Raw genomic sequence first — 19,150 nt, 5'->3', positions numbered from 1 at the left:
GCCGGCGGCACTATAGTAGCACTTGCGCGTCTCCACGCACGCGGTCGTGCGATCGATTGCGCAATGAGTTGTAAACGCTACTATGTTCGTCCCCCTGGGGAACCGTTAAGTAGACTCCTCGACGTGGTTGAATCGATGAGGGACGACCCCGACGAGGGGATGCTGTCGTGGGACGAGTCCGTCTTCCGCGACGAACACGTCTTCGAGATCGACTACGTCCCCGAGACGTTCGAGCACCGCGAGAGCCAACTGGAGAGTCTGAAGTACGCACTCAGACCGGCTGTCCGTGGCTCGCGCCCCCTGAACACGATGGTTCGGGGCCCACCGGGAACGGGCAAGACGACCGCGGTGCAGAAACTCTTCGGCGAACTCGGCGCGCAGGGCGGCGTCGAGACCGTTCGTGTCAACTGTCAGGTCGACTCGACGCGCTATGCCGTCTTCTCGCGTATCTTCGAGCACATCTTCGAGTACGAACCGCCCTCTTCGGGCATCTCGTTCAAGAAACTGTTCGGACAGATCACCGACCGACTGGTCGAGGAAGACGAGGTGCTCGCGGTCGCGCTCGACGACGTGAACTATCTGTTCTACGAGAACGAGGCCTCAGATACGCTCTACTCGCTCCTGCGGGCTCACGAGGCGCACTCGGGAGCCAGGATCGGCGTCGTCGTCATCTCCTCGGACCTCTCGCTCGACGTGATCGACGAACTCGACGGGCGCGTCCAGAGCGTCTTCCGGCCAGAGGAGGTGTACTTCCCCGTCTACGACGTCGACGAGATCGTCGACATCCTCCGCGAGCGCGCCCGTCGCGGTTTCCACGAAGGCGTCGTGGGCGCGCCCGAACTCGATCGCGTCGCCGAACTCACCGCCGAGAGCGGCGATCTCCGAGTCGGGATCGACCTCCTGCGCCGCGCCGGACTCCACGCGGAGATGCGCGCCAGTCGCACCGTCGCCGTCGAAGACGTCGAGGCCGCCTACGAGAAGTCGAAGTACGTCCACCTCTCGCGGAGCCTCCGCGGCCTCTCGGATCGCGAGCGCGACCTCGTCCGCGTCGTCGCCGAACACGACGGCAGTCAGGCCGGAGAGGTGTACGAAGCCTTCCGCGAGGAGACCGGCCTCGGCTACACCCGCTACTCCGAGATCGTCAACAAACTGGACCGCCTCGGGGTCGTCGACGCCGACTACGCCGACATCGACGGTCGCGGCCGGTCGCGGTCGCTGTCGTTGGCGTACGACGCCGACGCCGTCGTAGAGCGTCTGTAGCGCCGAACCTGCGTCGCTGTCGAATGCCACCGATCGCGGAGCGGAAGCTTTGTGCCGCACGTCGCCGAGACGACGCGTATGAAGACGACCGGCGGAACCGACGATCAGAAGCGACGCGCGGCCGAACGCGCGGCCGAACTCGTCTCCGACGGCGACGTCGTCGGCCTCGGTACCGGCAGCACGGCCGCCCACGCGATCCGCGCGATCGGCCGGATGGTCGCGGACGGACTCGACGTCCGCGGCGTCCCGACATCGTTCGACTCCCGTGCGCTCGCCCGCGAAGCGGGGATTCCGCTCCGCTCGCTCGATGAGATCGACGGCGTCGACGTCGCGATCGACGGCGCGGACCAACTCGATCGAAACCTGGCGGCGATCAAAGGCGGCGGCGCGGCCCACGCCCGCGAGAAGGTCGTCGACGCGGCGGCCGACCGCTTCGTCGTCGTCGCCGACCCCACAAAAGTCGTCGAGACGCTCTCGCGCTCGGTGCCGGTCGAAGTGCTCCCAGACGCCCGGGCGGCCGTCGAACGCGACGTCGCGGATCTCGGCGGGGACGTGACGCTCCGACGGGCCGAGCGCAAGGACGGGCCGGTCGTCACCGACAACGGGAATCTGGTCCTCGACTGCGAGTTCGGCACGGTCGACGATCCTGATGGACTCGCACAGGACCTCTCCCGGCTCCCGGGCGTCGTCGAACACGGTCTCTTCGTTGACCTCGTCGACGAGGCGTACGTGGGGACGGACGACGGCGTCGACGTCCGTACTCGGGAGTAGTCGGCCTCACGACCGTCTATTGACCGCTGTTCGAGCAATCGGCGGCGCTATTGCCGGTCGCTGTCGGGATCGGGACCGCTACGATCGGCGGCGCTATCGCTGGTCGGCGTCGTGGCCACAAAAAATCGGGATCGAATCGCCGGTTTACAGGTCGCGGGGCTGGACCGTTTTGCGGTCGTTCTCTTCCGCGCGACGGGCGGCGTCTTCGAGCAGTTCGTTCACTTCTGCGTCGAGTGCATCGTAGAAGTCAGAAGCGACGTTCTTGTCCTGGAGCGCTTCCTTGACGGCTGCCTTGACAATGAGGTCTGCCATACACGTCCCCCTATATCGGCACTATATAAAAATATTTTCCAAAACGCCGGCGTCTCCGTCCATACGGGTCGTCTATGGGGTTTCCTATGGGAATAATTTATATACCCAGGGGGCACATTAACCCTTCCTTTCGATATTGGGCGATACGGGCCACAAGCGGGCCCACATCGGGTGGCCGACCGCTCGATCCGGCCGTCGTCGAGTCGCCCGCGGTGAGACGCGCTGGGACTGTCGGACGTCTGTAGCGAAGTTCGTCACTCGGGTGATGACTATCCCGAAAACAGCTCTATCCGACAGTGTGAAGCGACAGGTACGTGACGCTCACTCCCGGAGTAGTTCGTATGCGCGAAGTACTGGAAGCCGTCGCGGCGGGCGACCTCTCGCCGACGGAGGCCGAGGCGCGGTTGGCGGGGTACGTCACCACCGATGCGGGTCGATTCGACGCCGCTCGTGAGCAGCGACGCGGCGCGCCCGAGGGCATCCTCGCCGAGGGGAAGACACCGGCGGAGGTTGCCGTGCTCGCGGCTGCCGCCCTCGATTCGACCGGCCGGGCGCTCATCACCCGTGTCTCCGAGGACCACGTCGTCGCCGTCGCCGAGGAGGTCGACGCTTCGATCGACCTGTCGCACGACGAGCGCGCGCGAACGCTGGTCGCACAACGACCCGACTTCGACCCCCCGACGCTCGATGCGACGGTCGGGCTCGTCACCGGCGGGACGGCGGACGCGGCGGTGGCCGGCGAAGCGGCGACCGTCCTCGACGCGATGGGTGCAACCGTCGAACGCGTCGACGACGTCGGCGTGGCGCACCTCGGCCGTATCCTCGATCACCTCGACGTGCTCCGCGCGGCCGACGTCCTCGTCGTCGCCGCCGGACGCGAAGGCGCACTTCCGACCGTCGTGGCGGGACTCGTCGACACGCCGGTCATCGGACTCCCCGTCTCGACCGGCTACGGCCACGGTGGCGACGGAGGCGCGGCGCTCTCGGGGATGCTCCAGTCCTGTACGGTCCTCTCGGTCGTGAACGTCGACGCCGGCTTCGTCGCCGGGACGCAGGCGGGCCTCGTCGCTCGCGCCGTCAGCGACGCCCGCTCGCAGTGAAGCCCAGTACGGCGACGTCTTCGACCGCGAGCCCGCTTCCGATCTGTGTCACAAACCCCCAAACAAACGGTCGATTTTGTGGTCCATTTCTGGACGTTCTGCACTCTCGCGCGCGTGCGCGGGAAGCCATATATGCCGTGCGCTCGTAGCGCAGGTACCGGCAATGGTGGCTGCCGGACACACGCATGCCAAGTTGTGACCACTGCGGGTCACACGTCTCCGATCGCTTCGCACGCGTGTTCGCCGACGAGCACGGGCGACTCCTCGCCTGTCCAAACTGCTCGGCGAACGCGGGTATTGCGGAGGTCGCGCGACGTCGAACCCGCACAGCGTGACCACTGAAGCGGAAATAGACCACCACGCGAAGCCGTACTCCGTATCTATCGGACGGCTGAACCCCCGTCCGATCACAATTCCCACGTTCCCGAGAGCGACAGCGTTCGCTCGACGGCGGGACCGGAAGGGCTACTTGACTCTCCACGAACGTTCTCTGCAATGAGTGAGGGCCCCGAGATCCTGTTGACGAACGACGACGGCATCGACGCGCCGGGCATTGCCACGCTCCGAACCGAACTCACCGCGCTCGGCGACGTCACCGTCGTCGCTCCGGACGGCAACCAGAGCGGTGTCGGACGTACGCGGAGCCACACCGCAGTCATCCGCGATCACCCGTGGGGCTACGCGCTCTCGGGTACGCCGGCAGACTGCGTCGCCTACGGCCTTCGCGGGCTGGAGACGGACTTCGACGTCGTCGTCTCCGGCGTCAACAACGGCCCGAACGCCGGCAACTACGTCGTCGGTCGCTCCGGGACGGTCGGCGCGGGTATCGAAGCGGCGTTCCTCGGCACCCCCGCGCTCGCCATCTCGGCGTATCACTCGACGGACTTCTTCCTCTCGCCGCCCGAGGAGTACGACTTCGCGCGCCCGGCACGGATCGCGCGGCGACTCGTCGCCCGGGCGCTCGAATCCGGCGTCTACGACGACGTCGACCTGCTGAACGTCAACGCCCCGGTGGACGCCTCCTCGCCGCCGGTCATCCTCACAGAGCCGCACCACGACTACGAGCAGGAGGTCGAACCGGCCGACCCGGTTGACGTCGACGACCACGAGGGCCAACTGACCGAGGACGAACGCCTCGTCCGCCTTCACGACCGGACGTGGCCCGGCGTCGTCGGCTGGGAGAGCCCGTTTCCGCCGACCGACGAGCACCGACAGCGCTACCCCGTCGGCAGCGACCGGCGCGCACTCGTCGACGCCGCGGTCAGCGTCTCGCCGCTCGCAGTGAGTCACGCTTCGCCCGACAGCGCCGCGCTCGCGGACGTCGTCGAGACGATCGACGTCGAGTGACCTCGCACCCGCCGCTCTCGCCACCCACGAGTGATGTCGACGATGACTGACGACCACTACGTCTACGTCTTGGAGTGTGCCGACGGCTCGCTGTACACGGGCTACACGACCGACGTCGAGCGCCGCGTCGCCGAACACGACGCCGGCGAGGGCGCGAAGTACACACGGGGACGGACACCGGTCGACCTCGTCCACGTCGAGTCCTTCGACTCGAAGTCGGCCGCGATGTCTCGCGAGTACGAGATCAAACAGCTCTCTCGCGCCCAGAAGGAGCGGCTGGTCGGGTTGGACTAATCGACGACGGCGTCGGGGTGGACTAATCGACGACGGCGCCAGGTCGGACTACTCTTAGGGATTATCGTAACTGTTCGAGATTCTCGCCGTATCGTCCGGCGAGAAATCTATGAGGACTTACGATAATCCCTATCTGAGACGGCCTCGGGATGGAGTCGCCGCGCCTCGGCGACGACGGCCACGCCCAGTTCTTCCAGTCGGCGGGCGACGTCGACGTCGGTGAGCGTGTCGCCATCGTACTTCTCGGAAGCGCGTCGAATCCCCACTTGTTCGGGCACCGTGTGACCGTAGACGCCGCGGATCGTGCTCCGCATATGTTCGAGCGTCGCACCGTAGGAGCCGCCACCCGCGGTCGCGACGAGGCCGACGGCGGTGTCCCGGTACTCGTCTTTCGAACAGTAATCGTGGAAGTTGCGGAACGCCGAGGAGTACGAGCCGTGATAGACGGGTGAGCCGACCACGACAGCCTCGGCGTCGCGGACGATCCGCGTCAGGCGCGCGGAGTCGCCCTGCTCGTCGACGTCGGGATGATACAGCGGAAGGTCGACCGCCCCGAGGTCGATCAGTTCCGTCTCTACACCCTCCTGGCGGGCGGCTTCGAGCACCAATTCGAGCGACTTTCTGGTGTAACTCATCCTGCGCCGACTGCCGCAGACTGCGACGACCGAGATCATTGTACTCACTCCGGGACCGAGGGCGAAAAGCGCGGCGGGTGTCAGATGCGAGCCGGTCCGTTGGTCGGCCGTTCCGTCGTCCAAGTGGCCGCTTCGCCGCACCTTTTTGGTCGCTGACGAGGACGGACCGATATGGACGCGATCTCCTTCGGCACGGACGGGTGGCGCGCGACCCTCGACACGTTCACCGACGAGCGCGTGCGGATCGTCGGGCAGGCGGTCGCAGACTACCTCTCGGACGAGGGCTACGACGACCCCGTCTTCGTGGGCTACGACGCCAGAGCGACCTCGAAGGGGTTCGCCGATTCGCTCGCGGCGGTGCTTGCGGGCAACGGCTTCGACGTGCTCTTACCGGAGCGCGACCGGCCGACGCCGCTCGTCGCCTACGCGATCGTCGACCGCGGGCTCTCGGGCGCGCTGATGGTGACGGCGTCGCACAATCCGCCGGAGTACAACGGCGTGAAGTTCATCCCCGACGACGGCGCGCCCGCGCTCCCCGAGGTGACCGACGCGGTCGCCGCGCGCCTCGCCGAACCGGACCTCCTCCCGGAATCCGAACACGGCACGATCGAGACGGTCGACGTCGTGACGCCGCACGCCGAACACGCCCGCGAACTCGTCGGCGCCGACCTCTCGGGGATCACGGTCGTCCACGACGCGATGCACGGCTCTGGCCGCGGCGTCACCGACGAACTCCTCCGATCGGCGGGAGCCGAGGTCGTCAGCATCCGCGACGACCGTGATCCCGACTTCGGCGGAACGCCGCCGGAACCGAGCGCAGAGAACCTCGAACCGCTCGTCGAGGCGGTCGACGCCCACGACGCGGACCTCGGCATCGCGAACGACGGCGACGCCGACCGCGTCGCGTTCGTGACGCCCGAGCGCGGCCACCTCGACGAGAATCTCTTTTACGCCGCCGCCTACGACTACCTCCTCGAATCGGACGCCGGCCCGGCGATCCGGACCGTCTCGACGACGTTCCTGATCGACCGGATCGCCGAGGCGCACGGTCAGGACGTGTTCGAGACCGCCGTCGGCTTCAAGTGGGTCGCGCGGGCGATGGCCGAGCACGACGCCCTCATCGGCGGCGAGGAGTCCGGCGGCTTCTCGATCCGCGGACACATCCGCGAGAAAGACGGCGTCTTGATGAGCCTGCTCGGAGCCGCTGCCGCGAGCGAGGAGGCGATGGACGCCCGCGTCGACCGCCTGCTCACAGCCCACGGCGACATCGTCGCGGACAAGATCAGCCTCGACTGTCCCGACGCCGAGAAGCAGCGCGTCATCGACGACCTCGACGACGCCCTGCCCGAGCGGGTCGCCGACCGCGACATCGCCGACGTCGTGACGCTCGACGGCTTCAAACTCCTCCTGGAGGACGGGTCGTGGCTCCTCGTTCGGCCGTCCGGAACCGAGCCGAAGATGCGAATCTACGCCGAAGCGCAGAGCCGAGAACGCGCCGACGCGTTGCTGTCTGCGGGTCGGGAACTCGTCGCGCCGCTCATTTGAGGACCCCGCACAGGCGGTCGTTGCGGCGGTCCTCCGCTCGGTCTGTTCCCTCGTCGTCGGTTCCCGCATCGGATTCTCCGCCACTTCTTTCCGCATCGGTCTCTCCGCCACTTCTTTCCGATTCGATTTCTCTATCACTTTCCCCGCCCTCGACGATCTCGAACCCGAGCGCGTCGTAAAACGGACGCACCTGCTCGTGGAAGTGTGCCACGAGCGGCCCGTCTGCTCGCTCGGCGGCGGCGTCGACGAGGCGGCTCCCGATTCCGCGACCGCGGCGCGACCGGTGGACGGCGATCTGTTCGATCTCGGTCGGATCGGGGTCGTCCGCAGCGAGTGTTCGACTACACTTGCCTGCATCGTCCGCACCGTCGACGCGAGCGAGCACGCAGACGCCGACGACCCGGTCCTCCGGTGCGTCAGTCCCGTCTTTCACGGCGGTGTCGGCACTGTCGTCGACTCGGTCTGTGTCGGCCGCTTCGGCCCGCTCTCGATCCTCAGCCCCGTATTCGGTCACAGTGGCGACGAGGACGTCGCCCGCGGCGATTCGACGGCGCACCCGCTCGGGATCGATTTCGAGCATCGCGGCGTCGAGCAGGCGGACGACGTCGTCGGCGTCCACCGGCGTCGCCTCGCGGACGGCGTGTGTCACGTCGGAGAATAGGCGGCGGGGGTTAAGATTGCGTTCGAACGAGGCGAGCATCCGGCCCCAGTCGGTTCACCCGCCTTTGATCAGTCGCAGGACCCGCACGTGGGCGGATTCGACCGGTTGATCCTCCGGGACGGGAGTGCCGTCGACGATGACGGAGACCTCGTGGGGCGAGTAGCCGACCGCCCGGACGACGTCGGCGTACGTTTCGTCGTCGTCGACGTCGACTGCTTTCTCGCCCTCGCCGACGACTTCGACTGTCACGCGCATACGTCCCGTTCGGCGCTCGCGGGCTTGCCGGTTTCGTTCCGCGCGGTCGAAGCGCCCGGTGATGGACCGGGTGGACCGCGACGGAACGCGGGTGGTTTATGAGTCGGCGGGTCCCTCTCACGCGTATGAGTGAGGCCGACTCGTCCGAGGACGTTCCGGCGGGGCGTGAGATCTGGATCGAAAAGTACCGGCCCGAGACTCTCGAGGATATTTACGGCCAAGAGGAGATCGTCGAACGGCTGCAGTCTTACGTCGCGCAGGACGACCTCCCGCACCTGCTCTTTGCGGGTCCTGCGGGCATCGGCAAGACCACCTCGGCCACCGCGATCGCCCGCGCGATCTACGGCGACGACTGGCGGAACAACTTCCTCGAACTGAACGCCTCTGACGAGCGTGGGATCGACGTCGTCAGAGACCGCATCAAGAACTTCGCGCGCTCTTCTTTCGGCGGCTACGACTACCGGATTATCTTCCTCGACGAGGCCGACTCGCTGACCGACGACGCCCAGTCGGCCCTGCGCCGGACGATGGAGCAGTTCTCCGACAACACGCGCTTTATTCTCTCGTGTAACTACTCCTCGAAGATCATCGACCCGATCCAGTCGCGGTGTGCCGTCTTCCGGTTCTCGCCGCTCTCTGACGACGCCATCCGGCAGCAGGTCGAAGACATCGCCGAGACGGAGGGCATCGAGGTGACCGAGGACGGCCTCGACGCGCTCGTGTACGCCGCGGGCGGCGATATGCGCCGCGCGATCAACTCCCTGCAGGCGGCGGCGACGACGGGCGAGGTGGTCGACGAGGAGGCCGTCTATCTGATCACCTCGACCGCGCGTCCGGAGGACATCGAGGAGATGGTACAGGCCGCTATCGACGGCGACTTCGCGACCGCGCGCGGCCGCCTGGAGACGCTGCTCGTCGACACCGGGATGGCCGGAGGCGACATCATCGACCAGCTCCACCGCTCGGCGTGGGACTTCGACCTCGACGAGCGGACGACCATCCGCCTGATGGAACGGATCGGCGAGGCCGACTACCGAATCACTGCGGGCGCGAACGAACGGGTCCAACTGGAAGCGCTCTTGGCGTCGCTGGCAGCCGAAGAGTAGCCGCCTCGATTCCGCAGTTTTTCACCCGAAACCCCCCGTAGCCGTCCGCTCTGTCTCCTGCACCCGGAACTGTTTTACCCGGCCGTGGGTCAACTGACGGGTAATGAGTGAACTCGAAGCGGAGTATCGCCTCGATTACTTCGAGGAGGAGGGCTTCCACCGGAAGCAGTGTCCGGTGACGGGCGTCCACTTCTGGACGCGCGACCCCGACCGCGAGACGTGCGGTGAGCCGCCCGCGGACGACTACTCCTTCATCGACAACCCCGGATTCGACGAGGAGTACTCTCTCGAAGAGATGCGCGAGAAGTTCCTCTCGTTCTTCGAGGAGCACGGCCACGAGCGTATCGAGCCGTACCCGGTCGCGGCCAACCGCTGGCGCGACGACGTGCTTCTCACCCAGGCGTCGATCTACGACTTCCAGCCGCTCGTCACGAGCGGGCAGACCCCGCCCCCGGCGAATCCGCTGTGTATCTCCCAGCCCTGCATCCGGATGCAGGACATCGACAACGTCGGCAAGACGGGCCGTCACACGATGGCGTTCGAGATGATGGCCCACCACGCTTTCAACGCCCGCGAGGAGGCCGGCGACGAGTACGCCTACTCCGGCGAGGTCTACTGGAAGGACGAGACCGTCGAACTCTGCGATCAGTTCTTCGAGCATATGGGCGCCGACCTCGAAGAGATCACCTACATCGAAGACCCGTGGGTCGGCGGCGGCAACGCCGGGCCGGCGTTCGAGGTCCTCTACCGCGGCGCGGAACTGGCCACGCTCGTCTTTATGTCGATGGAACAGGACGACGATGGCGAATACGAGATGAAAGACGGCAACCGGTACTCGCCGATGGACACCTACATCGTCGACACCGGCTACGGCCTCGAACGCTGGACGTGGGTCTCACAGGGGACGCCAACGGTCTACGAGGCCGTCTACCCCGACACCATCGACTTCCTCAAGGAGAACGCCGGGGTCTCGCTGACCGACGAGGAGGAGGAACTCGTCCACCGGGCGGCGAAGCTCTCGGGCTATCTCGACATCGACGAGGTCGACGACCTGACTGCGGCGCGCGCCGACGTCGCCGACGAACTCGACGTCGACGCCGACGAACTGACCGAACTGCTCGAACCGCTGGAGACGATCTACGCGATCGCCGATCACTGCCGGACGCTGGCGTATATGTTCGGCGACGAGATCGTCCCCTCGAACGTGGGAACGGGCTATCTCGCTCGGATGGTCCTGCGTCGGACGAAGCGGCTCGTCGACGACGTCGGCGTCGACGCGCCGCTCGACGAACTCGTCGATATGCAGGCCGAACGCCTCGGCTATGAGAACCGCGACACGATCCGCGACATCGTCCGCACCGAGGAACGGAAGTACCGGGAGACGCTCGAACGCGGCCGTCGCAAGGTCGAGACGCTGGCGGCGGAGTACGCCGAGAAGGACGAGGCGATCCCCGTCGGGGAACTAATCGAACTGTACGACTCCCACGGGATCCAACCCGAGATGGTCGAGGAGATCGCGGCCGACCACGGCGCGTCCGTCGACGTCCCCGACGACTTCTACTCGCTGGTCGCCGACCGACACGAGGGCGAGGGCGCATCCCGCGCGGCCGCCGAACGCAGTGACCGGCTCGCGGACCTGCCCGAGACGGAGAAACTCTACTACGACGACCAAGAGCGCACGGAGTTCGAGGCGGTCGTCCTCGACGTCATCGAGCGCGAGGAGGGCTACGACGTCGTCCTCGATCAGACGATGTTCTACCCCGAAGGCGGCGGTCAGCCTGCCGACCACGGGACGATCTCGACCGACGACACCACCGTGCAGGTGACGGACGTTCAGATCCGCGACGGCGTCGTCCTCCACCGGGCCGACGGCAACCCCGGCAAAGGCGAGTTCGTCCGCGGGCAACTCGACGTCGAGCGTCGCCGTCGGCTGATGCGGCACCACACCGCGACGCACGTCATCGGGTACGCTGCCCGACAGGTGCTCGGCGAGCACGTCCGACAGGCCGGCGCACAGAAGGGAACCGACCGCGCCCGGCTCGACGTCGCCCACTACGAGCGGATCACCCGCGAGGAGGTAAAGCAGATCGAGGCGGTCGCCAACGACGTCGTGATGCGAAATCTCTCGGTGAAACAGGACTGGCCCGACCGCCACGAGGCCGAAGAGGAGTACGGTTTCGACCTCTATCAGGGCGGGATCCCGCCGGGACAGAACATCCGCACGGTCACCGTCGGCGACGACGTGCAGGCCTGTGGCGGGACGCACGTCGGCCGGACCGGCGACATCGGCGCGATCAAGATCCTCACCACCGAACCGGTTCAGGATGGCGTCGAACGCATCGTCTTCGCTGCCGGCGACGCCGCGATCGACGCCACTCAGCGCACCGAAGACGCGCTTTACGAGGCCGCCGACGTGCTGGACGTGACGCCCGAAGACGTCCCCGAGACGGCCGAGCGCTTCTTCACCGAGTGGAAGGAGCGCGGCAAGACGATCGACCGCCTGAAGACCGAACTCGCGGAGGCGCGCGCCGCCGCGGACGAGGGCGAGATCGAGATCGACGAGACGCCCGCCGTCGTCCAACGTCTCGACGGCGACGCCGACGAACTGCGCGCGACGGCGAACGCCCTCGTCGAGGAGGGGAAGATCGCCGTGCTCGGCTCCGGGGCTGGCGGTAGCGCCCAGTTCGTCGTCGGCGTTCCGGACGACGTCGGCATCAACGCCGGGGAAGTCGTCGGCCGACTCGCAGCCGAAGTCGGCGGTGGCGGCGGCGGCCCGCCGGACTTCGCGCAGGGCGGCGGCCCGGACGTCGACGCCCTCGACGACGTGCTCGAACAGGCCCCCGAAATCCTCCGCGCCGTGCAGCGCGCGTAACTCGACTGTTTCCCCTGCCCGGCCGCTCTTTCGCCGACCGGACTTCCGGCAACGCCCTCGTTCGACGGAAGACTTATCGATATATGTCGGTTAAGTAACATTGTGTCCTCGATAGAGGGTGCTGTATCCCAGATCGACGCCGCCCAAGCGGTCTTAGTACTGCGACCGCAGACGGCCGCCAGCGAGGACCTCACCTGCAAGCGCGCGCTCGTCGACGACCCCAGCGAGGTCGAACTCCTCGGTGTCTCGTTCTCCCAGCGACCCGCCCGGTGGTACGACGAGTGGTGTGATGCGCTCGGCGCGGACCCAACCGCGGCCACAGTGATCACCACGCCCGAATTGGGTGACGACGATCTCGACGATCGCGACCTCGGCGTCGAGACGGTCGCGACCCCGTCGAATCTCACCGGCGTCGGTGTCAAAACGACCCCATATCTGAACGAGTGGTCCGACGCCGTCGTGGCTGTGGAGTCGCTGACGGTACTCCTCCAGTACACGAGCCCACAGGTCGTCTATCGGTTCCTCCACGTACTCACGACGCGGATACAGACGACCGGTTCGGCGGGACAGTTCTATCTCGACCCGACGATCCAGGACGACCAGACCGTCGACCTGCTCACAACGCTCTTCGATGTCGTCGTCGAGTGCGACGGCGGCGAGGACGACTGGACCGTTCGTCGCCGCGAGTAGCGACGCTGGGCGGACCATCGATCGCCCAGATCGCGGACCCGGCCACACTGCTCCGAGACGCATAAACCGCGCCTCGCCGATTCTCGGGTATGCCCACGACCTCGAACGGCGGCGTCGACCTGTACTACGAGACGGCTGGCACGGGCGACACCGTCGCGTTCGTCGGCGACGTCGGCTACGGCGCGTGGCAGTGGGGCTGGCAACACGCGGCCGTCGCCGGTCCCTACGAGAGCCTCGTCGCGGACCTCCGCGGTGCCGGCCGCTCGGATGCGCCGTCTGGTCCGTACACCGTCGAAGACCTCAGCGACGACCTCACGACGATCCTCTCGGACGCAGGCGTCCGCTCCGCGCACGTCGTCGGCGCGGGCCTCGGCGGGATGGTCGCGCTCTACACGGCCCTGGACACTGCGCGGGTAGATAGCCTCACCCTCGTCGGCACCGCCGCTCGCGGCGACGGCCTCGATCTCGAACCGCTGTGGGGCGCACCCGACGACGAGGCGGACCTCGAACGCTCGCTCGCCGCCGGACTCTCCGAGCAGTTCGTCGACGCCCACCCCGACGCTGTCGAGCAGATAGTCGGCTGGCGCGCCGCGGAAGACGCGAGCCGCAGTGCCTGGGAGGCGCAGGCGGCCGCCGTTGCCGACTTCGACGTCTCGGATCAGCTCTACGAGATCACCGTCCCGTCGCTCGTCGTCCACGGGAGCGCAGACGCGGTCTGGCCGCCTGCCCGGGCCGAGGCGCTCGCGACGGGGCTCCCGCGCGGTACGTACCGCGAGATCGACGGGGCGGGGCATCTCGTTCACGTCGAGGCGTCTCGCCGCGCCAACGACGACCTACTCGGCTTCCTCGCCGACGTCTGATACTGTCGGACAGAAGTCCGTGAATCGTTTTGGCCCCCTTGGGGTGCCGATACGCTTCACATAGTTCTGTCCGACAGTATGAGCCGCTTTTTCGCCGCTGGAAGGTTCTCCACAGCGACTCGCCGTCCGCGAGACCGGCAGGACCCACCACGGGCGCAAGGCCTTTTTCGCCCCGTTGCCTTCGAGATGACGATGAGAGAGGGGAGCGACCGACTTCGATTTGCCCTGCTGGACGCGTCTCACGGCGACGAGCACACGCCGCGGAACTTCCGCCGCGAACTCGACGCCGACCTCGTCGAGTTCGACGTGACGCAACACGAGCGGCCGGCGCACTTCGACTTCGACGCCGTCGTCGTCACCGGGTCGCGCTCGTCGGTCTACTGGGACCGCGACTGGATCCGGCCGCTGATCGAGTACGTCGCGGCGGCCGACGAGCACGGCGTGCCGATCCTCGGCGTCTGTTACGGCCACCAGGTCCTCGCGTCGGCGCTGGGCGGCCGCGTCGAGGATATGGGCGAGTACGAGATCGGCTACCGCGAGATCCGACAGACGAGCGACGACGACCTGTTCGAGAGCGTCCCCGAGTCGTTCACCGCGTTCACGTCCCACTCGGACGCCGTCACGGAACTCCCGCCGGGTGCGGACCTGCTCGCCGAGAACGACTACGGAGTGCACGCCTTCCGCCGCGGCGACGCTTGGGGCGTCCAGTTCCACCCGGAGTACGACCCCGAGACGGCGACCGCCATCACGAAAGAGAAGGACCTCTCCGAAGAGCGCCTGCAGGCGGTTCTGGGCGGCATCACCGCCGAGAACTACGACGCGGCCTGCCAGACGAAGCGGCTCTTCGAGAACTTCACCGCGTACGTCCGTCGCGCGCGCCGGCCCCGCGAACCGGCCACACAGTAATCAGGCTAGGATTCGCCCTCCCAGTAGTCGACGTCGTCCTCGCGGCGGAAGTACCCCGAGACGACGCGTGCGTCTTTGTCGCCGCCGGGCGGCGCGCCGGCGTACACGCCGATCTTCTCCGAATCCGGATAGACCGTCACGTCCGGATCCTGCATCGTCGACACCGCGAGAAAGCGGAGCGGCTCCGTCCCGTCGTTGTAGAAGCGGTGCGCGCCGTCGGGGTCGGCCGCGAACGCACAGTAGTCTCCCGGTTCGACGCGCGTCTCTCCGTCGGGCGTCCTGAGGAGTCCCGTCCCCGACAACACGTACACGGCCTCCGCGTTCCCGGTGTGGAAGTGATACGGCCACGAGGCGGCCTCCGGCGGGAGTTCGTAGAGACTCGCCCCGATGTCGTCGACGTCGGTTTCGGCGCCGAGGGTCTTCCGCCGGAAGTGCGTCTCCCCGCGCTCGACGTCGGTCCACTCGAGTTCTCGCTCGTTGACGTGTCCCATAGCGGGGTTCGTGCGGCGTGGATCTTAACATCCTGGTTCGACCCCGCTGTCGGCTTACCGACGGTGTTTTTGTTCTCTCGCAAGTAGTCAACCCTAATGGGAATCGATCCGAACTTCGACAGCAACCGCGAGAAGGTCGGCGAGGAGAACGGCGTCGACGTGTGGGGACCGGTCGATCCGCCGGAGAAACTGGGGATCCACGGGATGCACGTCGCGGTCGATTACGACCTCTGTGTCGCCGACGGCGCGTGTCTGGAGAACTGTCCGGTCGACGTGTTCACGTGGGTCGACACGCCCGGCCATCCCGAGTCCGAGCAGAAAGTCGAACCGACGCGCGAGGATCAGTGCATCGACTGTATGCTCTGTGTCGACATCTGCCCGGTCGACGCCATCGACGTCGACGGCTCGCGCGTCTGATAGGGATTGTCGTACGTCTCCATAGATTTCTCGCCGGACGATACGGCGAGAATCTCCGAACAGTTACGATACTCCCGATGATCTGCGTCGTCGCACACCCGACCCGTCTCACCTCTCCTCGCCGACAGTATCTTGTCGCCGGCCGTCGAACGTCCGGACGTTATGTCAGACGAGGTTACCCGGCTGTTGAAGAAGGCCTATCAGGACGAGATCGAGACCGTGATGAACTATCTGTCGAACTCGATCGTCCTCGACGGCGTCCGCGCAGAGGAGATCAAAGAGTCACTCCAGCAAGACATCCAGGAGGAGCTCACTCACGCCGAGCAACTGGGGAACCGGCTCAAGCAACTCGACGAGCAGCCGCCGGGATCCGCCGAGTTCGAGGCGAACCAGATGAGCCTCCAGCCGCCCCAGGACAGCACCGACGTCCTCTCGGTCGTCGAGGGCGTTCTCGACGCCGAAGAGGATGCCATCGAGACTTACCGCGCCCTCATCGATGCCGCCGAGGAAGCCAACGACCCCGTGACAGAGGACCTCGCGGTGACGCTGCTCGCCGACGAAGAGGCCCACCGCACGGAGTTCCGCGGCTTCGAGAAGGAGTATCTGCAGGCGTAACTGCCCGATCGAGTCGGCAGGTCCGAACACGTCCCTGTTTTTGCAGCGGTGTCTCTCTCATCCGACACACGACCGATCACAGCAGCGCCGCCCCGACGAGTGCGGCGACGACGACGAATCCGAGCGCGTCGGCCCGTCCGAATCGGAGTTCCGGAAGCGTCGGGTTCCACGCGAAACAGCGCGCCCGAAGCGCGAGCGCGAGTCGGTCGGCGCGGGCGAACGCTCGGCGGATGCCGGCAGCCCCGACGAGTCGCATCCGGTCACGCAACGGACGCTCGTCGCCCAACCGCGCCGTCGAGGCCTCGCGGACGCGCCGAAGGTCCGCACGCAAGAGCGGGAAGAACCGGAATACGAGCGCGACGCCGACACCCAGGAGGCGGCCGACGCGACCCGGCACGAGCCGCTGGATCGCCGCACGCGAGTCCCGAACGGGCGTCGTGTGGAGGTACACGGCCGAGACGAATAGGATGAGGAGCACTCGATAGCTCGCTAGCAACGGGTCGACCGCCGCGTTCGCCTCGATCCCAGCAGAGAGCGCACTGACGTCGATATTCACCGCGGCGATCAGCGGCCCCGCAGCCAGAAACGGGAGCGCGGGGAGGTAGCCGCGGATGGCGCGCGCAGGCGACAGTCTCCCGGCCGCGAGAAACGCGGCTGTGAGGACGGTGAGAACGGCGAGCCCCCGCGGCGCCGTGTGCGCGAACGCCGCGGCCGCGAACGCCGCCTGCGCGAGCAGTTTCGTCCGCGGATCGAGTCGATGAGCGAGCGAGTCGCCGGGGTGGTAGGTCAGCATCGGCGCTGGGGGGCCTGGTGGCCGGCGCTCCGCCGCTCGGCGTCGACTGCGCTGTCGGGCACGCGGACGTCGTGCTCGGGTAGCGACGCGAGGGCGTCAGCGGGGACGGCGTCGACGACGGCGCGACCGTCAGCCATCGCGACCACGCGGTCCGCCAGCCCGAGGACGTCGCGGAGGTCGTGAGTGACGATCACCACGCCCGTTCCCGAGTCGGCGAGTGTCCGCAGTCGGTCGAGCACGGACTCGCGAGCCGGTGCATCGAGGCCGGTGAACGGTTCGTCGAGGACGAGGTGGTCCGGCTCCATCGCGAGTGCGCCGGCGATGGCGACGCGCTCGCGCTCGCCGCCGGAGAGTTCGCCGACGCGCTCGTCCTCGCGGCCCTGCAGATTCACGGCCGCCAGCGCGTCCTCGACGCGGCGATCGATCTCCGCGCGCGAGAGGCCGAGGTTCTCCGGTCCGAAGGCGACGTCCGCGCCGATCGTGGCCGCGACGAGTTGATCTCGGGGGTCCTGAAACACCATCCCGATCGCGGTCCGGGCGGCGACGAGGTCGTCGCTCACTGGACGGCCGTTCACTTCCACGGTCCCCTCGTCCGGTTCCAGCAGGCCGTTGAAGTGGCGGACCAGCGTCGTCTTTCCGGACCCGTTCGCGCCCGCCAGCACGACGCACTCGCCGTCCGGAATCGTGATCGAGACGTCGTCGACGGCGACGACGTCCCCGTAGCGGTGGCGGAGTCCGTCCGTGTGGATCATCGTTTGTTGGGGGTCATCGTTTGCTCCGAATCATCGTTTGCTGCGGGTCGTTGCCGCCGAGACTCGACATCTTCCATCGCGACTCAGGCCGCTGCGGCGGCGTCACTGCGGACGACGCCGACGGCCGCGGCGATCTTCACGGCCTCGAAGGGGACGAACGCGAGCGCGCTCACGGTGAACGCCTCCACGAGACCGACGTTCTGGACGACAGCGAAGCCGACGGTCCCGAGCGCGTAGATGACGACCGTCCCCGCCAGCATTCCAGCGACGAGACGGGTCGTGGCGACCACTTCGGGGTCGTCGAGGCCGTCGAATCCGTGGACGACGGCGCCAACGAGCGCCGCGGCGATCGGGTACGACCAGAGGTAGCCCGCGGTGTAGCCAACCAAGGGGCCGATTCCGGCCGACCCGCCGGCGAAGATCGGCGCGCCGGCGGCCCCGGCGGCGAGATAGAACACGATCGATACGCCGCCCCAGACCGGTCCGAGGAAAATCCCGGCGAGGAAGACGCCGAGGACCTGGAGACTCACCGGGACGGGCGAGATCGGATTCGGAAACGATACGTACGCGAACGCGCCGGTGAGCGCCGCGAACAACGCCGCCCGCGCGACGTTGCCGACGACGTCCTCGCCGACGAGTTCGACTGATTCCGTCTCTGCTGCCATACCCGCCACTGTCTCGTAAACCTGTATGAAAGATTCGGTTTACGACGCCACGCTTTAGTACGCCGGACGCTCTTAGGAACGCCTGATGGACGATAAGACGGCCGAACTCCGGGACATCTTCGTGGAGACGACTGGCGAGGAGAGCGTGACCGAGTCGCAGTCGGATTCACGGGGCTCCCTCTCGTCGACGACCGACGACGCGACCGTCGAGGAGCGACTCGCGGAGTTGGTCACGACGATGCGCGAGCGCTACGACTTCGCGTCGTCGCTGTCGGACGCGGACCTCCGCCGCGTCGTTCGTGGCTTCTTCGACCCCGACGCGGTGGGTGCAGACGCCGACTCGTGGTCGTCGGCCGCTGACGCCGCGCTCGCGGAGTCGCTGTCGGCGGACGTCGACGCCGACGAGGTGTTCCGCGCGCGGATGGACCTCCACCTCGTCGCCGACGCGGACCGCGCCGCGCCGTTTTCGTTCGATCGGTTGCGGAGCCTCCTCCAGCAGCGCTCCGCCGAGGCCGTCGACGACGACGCGGTGGCCGCCGAACTCGCGTCGGGGGCAGACGCCAAATCAGACGCTGACGCTGCGGCGGACGCGGATACCGACCTCGACGCCGAAACGGTCCGCCGCTACCGCCGCGTCGCCGAGTCCGACCTCGCTTCTCGGCAGGTGAATCACCGCTTCCGCGACGCGTTCTCCGATCTGCTTACCGACGCCGACCTCTCGGCGCGACTCGCCGAAGACGCCCGTCGCGACGGCCTCGAAGAGGCGACCGAGGACATCGAAACCGACGTTTCGCTGTAGACTC

At 67.2% G+C, this 19,150-nt stretch carries 23 protein-coding genes; 15 read left to right on the top strand and 8 right to left on the bottom strand.

Features of this window, described 5'->3' with window-relative positions; all coding sequences use genetic code 11:
* The first annotated feature begins 135 nt into the window (after positions 1-135).
* Together NO362_RS02715 and rpiA are read left to right on the top strand one after the other, a co-directional pair.
* On the top strand, positions 136-1,260 hold the full coding sequence (locus NO362_RS02715) for an ORC1-type DNA replication protein (protein WP_256288662.1): 1,125 nt from the start codon (positions 136-138) through the stop codon (positions 1,258-1,260).
* A gap of 78 nt (positions 1,261-1,338) precedes the next feature.
* Positions 1,339-2,031, top strand: a complete 693-nt coding sequence (gene rpiA / locus NO362_RS02710) for a ribose-5-phosphate isomerase RpiA (protein WP_256546032.1) — start codon at positions 1,339-1,341, stop codon at positions 2,029-2,031.
* A gap of 144 nt (positions 2,032-2,175) precedes the next feature.
* On the opposite strand, the gene NO362_RS02705 is transcribed toward rpiA, so the two are convergent.
* A complete protein-coding gene (locus NO362_RS02705; RefSeq protein ID WP_121568646.1) occupies positions 2,176-2,343 on the bottom strand; it encodes a DUF1931 family protein in 168 nt (55 codons plus the stop codon).
* 341 nt (positions 2,344-2,684) lie between these two features.
* Between NO362_RS02705 and larB the strand changes: the two genes are divergently transcribed.
* From larB to NO362_RS02690, 4 genes are all read left to right on the top strand, one after another.
* Positions 2,685-3,443 (top strand): nickel pincer cofactor biosynthesis protein LarB, encoded by a 759-nt coding sequence (gene larB, locus NO362_RS02700; protein ID WP_256546031.1) that lies wholly within the window; start codon positions 2,685-2,687, stop codon positions 3,441-3,443.
* A 185-nt stretch (positions 3,444-3,628) separates the two neighbouring features.
* Positions 3,629-3,778 (top strand): DUF7563 family protein, encoded by a 150-nt coding sequence (locus NO362_RS14635; protein ID WP_439331159.1) that lies wholly within the window; start codon positions 3,629-3,631, stop codon positions 3,776-3,778.
* Positions 3,779-3,938: 160 nt separating this feature from the next.
* Entirely contained in the window at positions 3,939-4,790 is an 852-nt protein-coding gene (gene surE, locus NO362_RS02695) for a 5'/3'-nucleotidase SurE (RefSeq protein ID WP_256288666.1), read from the top strand.
* 42 nt (positions 4,791-4,832) lie between these two features.
* A complete protein-coding gene (locus tag NO362_RS02690; RefSeq protein ID WP_256288667.1) occupies positions 4,833-5,084 on the top strand; it encodes a GIY-YIG nuclease family protein in 252 nt (83 codons plus the stop codon).
* Between the two features lie 107 nt (positions 5,085-5,191).
* Here NO362_RS02690 and NO362_RS02685 read toward each other — a convergent pair whose 3' ends face one another.
* Positions 5,192-5,758 carry an NADPH-dependent FMN reductase gene (locus NO362_RS02685; protein ID WP_256546030.1) on the bottom strand — a complete coding sequence of 189 codons (567 nt, stop codon included), beginning with the start codon at positions 5,756-5,758 and terminating at the stop codon, positions 5,192-5,194.
* A gap of 132 nt (positions 5,759-5,890) precedes the next feature.
* Here NO362_RS02685 and NO362_RS02680 point away from each other — a divergent pair, with 132 nt between their 5' ends.
* The gene (locus tag NO362_RS02680; protein WP_256546029.1) at positions 5,891-7,264 is read left to right on the top strand and encodes a phosphoglucomutase/phosphomannomutase family protein; all 1,374 of its coding nucleotides are present in this window, start codon (positions 5,891-5,893) and stop codon (positions 7,262-7,264) included.
* Here the strand turns inward: NO362_RS02680 and NO362_RS02675 are convergent.
* Positions 7,257-7,913, bottom strand: coding sequence for a GNAT family N-acetyltransferase (locus NO362_RS02675; protein ID WP_256546028.1), 657 nt, complete (start codon positions 7,911-7,913; stop codon positions 7,257-7,259). The genes NO362_RS02680 and NO362_RS02675 overlap by 8 nt on opposite strands.
* A gap of 66 nt (positions 7,914-7,979) precedes the next feature.
* Positions 7,980-8,180 (bottom strand): ubiquitin-like small modifier protein SAMP2, encoded by a 201-nt coding sequence (gene samp2 / locus NO362_RS02670; protein WP_256546027.1) that lies wholly within the window; start codon positions 8,178-8,180, stop codon positions 7,980-7,982.
* A gap of 125 nt (positions 8,181-8,305) precedes the next feature.
* Here samp2 and NO362_RS02665 point away from each other — a divergent pair, with 125 nt between their 5' ends.
* From NO362_RS02665 to NO362_RS02645, 5 genes are all read left to right on the top strand, one after another.
* The gene (locus tag NO362_RS02665; RefSeq protein ID WP_121568639.1) at positions 8,306-9,286 is read left to right on the top strand and encodes a replication factor C small subunit; all 981 of its coding nucleotides are present in this window, start codon (positions 8,306-8,308) and stop codon (positions 9,284-9,286) included.
* A gap of 103 nt (positions 9,287-9,389) precedes the next feature.
* Positions 9,390-12,158: an alanine--tRNA ligase gene (gene alaS, locus NO362_RS02660; RefSeq protein ID WP_256546026.1), complete on the top strand. Its 2,769-nt coding sequence runs from the start codon at positions 9,390-9,392 to the stop codon at positions 12,156-12,158.
* A gap of 102 nt (positions 12,159-12,260) precedes the next feature.
* Positions 12,261-12,848 carry a DUF7504 family protein gene (locus tag NO362_RS02655; protein WP_256546025.1) on the top strand — a complete coding sequence of 196 codons (588 nt, stop codon included), beginning with the start codon at positions 12,261-12,263 and terminating at the stop codon, positions 12,846-12,848.
* Positions 12,849-12,937: 89 nt separating this feature from the next.
* Entirely contained in the window at positions 12,938-13,708 is a 771-nt protein-coding gene (locus tag NO362_RS02650; RefSeq protein ID WP_256546024.1) for an alpha/beta fold hydrolase, read from the top strand.
* Positions 13,709-13,900: 192 nt separating this feature from the next.
* Entirely contained in the window at positions 13,901-14,614 is a 714-nt protein-coding gene (locus NO362_RS02645; protein ID WP_256546023.1) for a type 1 glutamine amidotransferase, read from the top strand.
* 5 nt (positions 14,615-14,619) lie between these two features.
* Here NO362_RS02645 and NO362_RS02640 read toward each other — a convergent pair whose 3' ends face one another.
* A complete protein-coding gene (locus NO362_RS02640; protein ID WP_256546022.1) occupies positions 14,620-15,105 on the bottom strand; it encodes a cupin domain-containing protein in 486 nt (161 codons plus the stop codon).
* A gap of 96 nt (positions 15,106-15,201) precedes the next feature.
* Here NO362_RS02640 and NO362_RS02635 point away from each other — a divergent pair, with 96 nt between their 5' ends.
* A complete protein-coding gene (locus NO362_RS02635; protein ID WP_121568634.1) occupies positions 15,202-15,522 on the top strand; it encodes a 4Fe-4S dicluster domain-containing protein in 321 nt (106 codons plus the stop codon).
* 162 nt (positions 15,523-15,684) lie between these two features.
* Positions 15,685-16,137 carry a ferritin-like domain-containing protein gene (locus tag NO362_RS02630; protein ID WP_121568633.1) on the top strand — a complete coding sequence of 151 codons (453 nt, stop codon included), beginning with the start codon at positions 15,685-15,687 and terminating at the stop codon, positions 16,135-16,137.
* A 76-nt stretch (positions 16,138-16,213) separates the two neighbouring features.
* On the opposite strand, the gene NO362_RS02625 is transcribed toward NO362_RS02630, so the two are convergent.
* From NO362_RS02625 to NO362_RS02615, 3 genes are all read right to left on the bottom strand, one after another.
* Positions 16,214-16,930 carry an energy-coupling factor transporter transmembrane component T family protein gene (locus tag NO362_RS02625; protein ID WP_256546021.1) on the bottom strand — a complete coding sequence of 239 codons (717 nt, stop codon included), beginning with the start codon at positions 16,928-16,930 and terminating at the stop codon, positions 16,214-16,216.
* On the bottom strand, positions 16,924-17,682 hold the full coding sequence (locus NO362_RS02620) for an energy-coupling factor ABC transporter ATP-binding protein (RefSeq protein ID WP_256546020.1): 759 nt from the start codon (positions 17,680-17,682) through the stop codon (positions 16,924-16,926). Before NO362_RS02620 ends, NO362_RS02625 begins: the two co-directional genes overlap by 7 nt.
* A gap of 83 nt (positions 17,683-17,765) precedes the next feature.
* Positions 17,766-18,347 carry a biotin transporter BioY gene (locus NO362_RS02615; RefSeq protein ID WP_256288681.1) on the bottom strand — a complete coding sequence of 194 codons (582 nt, stop codon included), beginning with the start codon at positions 18,345-18,347 and terminating at the stop codon, positions 17,766-17,768.
* Positions 18,348-18,432: 85 nt separating this feature from the next.
* Between NO362_RS02615 and NO362_RS02610 the strand changes: the two genes are divergently transcribed.
* Positions 18,433-19,146 (top strand): conditioned medium-induced protein 4, encoded by a 714-nt coding sequence (locus NO362_RS02610; protein ID WP_256546019.1) that lies wholly within the window; start codon positions 18,433-18,435, stop codon positions 19,144-19,146.
* Positions 19,147-19,150 lie beyond the last annotated feature (4 nt).

This window comes from Halobellus inordinatus, assembly GCF_024498335.1.
Classification (GTDB): Archaea; Halobacteriota; Halobacteria; order Halobacteriales; family Haloferacaceae; genus Haloquadratum; species Haloquadratum inordinatus.
This window is presented reverse-complemented; position numbering and strand designations above follow the sequence as displayed.

Excerpts from the sequence above, each read along its gene's own strand:
- NO362_RS14635 (WP_439331159.1), top strand. The coding sequence starts at position 3,629 with ATGCCAAGTTGTGACCACTGCGGGTCACACGTCTCCGATCGCTTCGCA.
- NO362_RS02715 (WP_256288662.1), top strand. The coding sequence starts at position 136 with ATGAGGGACGACCCCGACGAGGGGATGCTGTCGTGGGACGAGTCCGTC.
- NO362_RS02645 (WP_256546023.1), top strand. The coding sequence starts at position 13,901 with ATGAGAGAGGGGAGCGACCGACTTCGATTTGCCCTGCTGGACGCGTCT.
- NO362_RS02610 (WP_256546019.1), top strand. The coding sequence starts at position 18,433 with ATGGACGATAAGACGGCCGAACTCCGGGACATCTTCGTGGAGACGACT.
- rpiA (WP_256546032.1), top strand. The coding sequence starts at position 1,339 with ATGAAGACGACCGGCGGAACCGACGATCAGAAGCGACGCGCGGCCGAA.
- NO362_RS02680 (WP_256546029.1), top strand. The coding sequence starts at position 5,891 with ATGGACGCGATCTCCTTCGGCACGGACGGGTGGCGCGCGACCCTCGAC.
- samp2 (WP_256546027.1), bottom strand. The coding sequence starts at position 8,180 with ATGCGCGTGACAGTCGAAGTCGTCGGCGAGGGCGAGAAAGCAGTCGAC.
- NO362_RS02620 (WP_256546020.1), bottom strand. The coding sequence starts at position 17,682 with ATGATCCACACGGACGGACTCCGCCACCGCTACGGGGACGTCGTCGCC.
- NO362_RS02705 (WP_121568646.1), bottom strand. The coding sequence starts at position 2,343 with ATGGCAGACCTCATTGTCAAGGCAGCCGTCAAGGAAGCGCTCCAGGAC.
- larB (WP_256546031.1), top strand. The coding sequence starts at position 2,685 with ATGCGCGAAGTACTGGAAGCCGTCGCGGCGGGCGACCTCTCGCCGACG.
- NO362_RS02650 (WP_256546024.1), top strand. The coding sequence starts at position 12,938 with ATGCCCACGACCTCGAACGGCGGCGTCGACCTGTACTACGAGACGGCT.
- NO362_RS02685 (WP_256546030.1), bottom strand. The coding sequence starts at position 5,758 with ATGATCTCGGTCGTCGCAGTCTGCGGCAGTCGGCGCAGGATGAGTTAC.
- surE (WP_256288666.1), top strand. The coding sequence starts at position 3,939 with ATGAGTGAGGGCCCCGAGATCCTGTTGACGAACGACGACGGCATCGAC.
- NO362_RS02625 (WP_256546021.1), bottom strand. The coding sequence starts at position 16,930 with ATGCTGACCTACCACCCCGGCGACTCGCTCGCTCATCGACTCGATCCG.
- NO362_RS02630 (WP_121568633.1), top strand. The coding sequence starts at position 15,685 with ATGTCAGACGAGGTTACCCGGCTGTTGAAGAAGGCCTATCAGGACGAG.
- NO362_RS02615 (WP_256288681.1), bottom strand. The coding sequence starts at position 18,347 with ATGGCAGCAGAGACGGAATCAGTCGAACTCGTCGGCGAGGACGTCGTC.
- NO362_RS02690 (WP_256288667.1), top strand. The coding sequence starts at position 4,833 with ATGACTGACGACCACTACGTCTACGTCTTGGAGTGTGCCGACGGCTCG.
- NO362_RS02640 (WP_256546022.1), bottom strand. The coding sequence starts at position 15,105 with ATGGGACACGTCAACGAGCGAGAACTCGAGTGGACCGACGTCGAGCGC.
- NO362_RS02635 (WP_121568634.1), top strand. The coding sequence starts at position 15,202 with ATGGGAATCGATCCGAACTTCGACAGCAACCGCGAGAAGGTCGGCGAG.
- alaS (WP_256546026.1), top strand. The coding sequence starts at position 9,390 with ATGAGTGAACTCGAAGCGGAGTATCGCCTCGATTACTTCGAGGAGGAG.
- NO362_RS02665 (WP_121568639.1), top strand. The coding sequence starts at position 8,306 with ATGAGTGAGGCCGACTCGTCCGAGGACGTTCCGGCGGGGCGTGAGATC.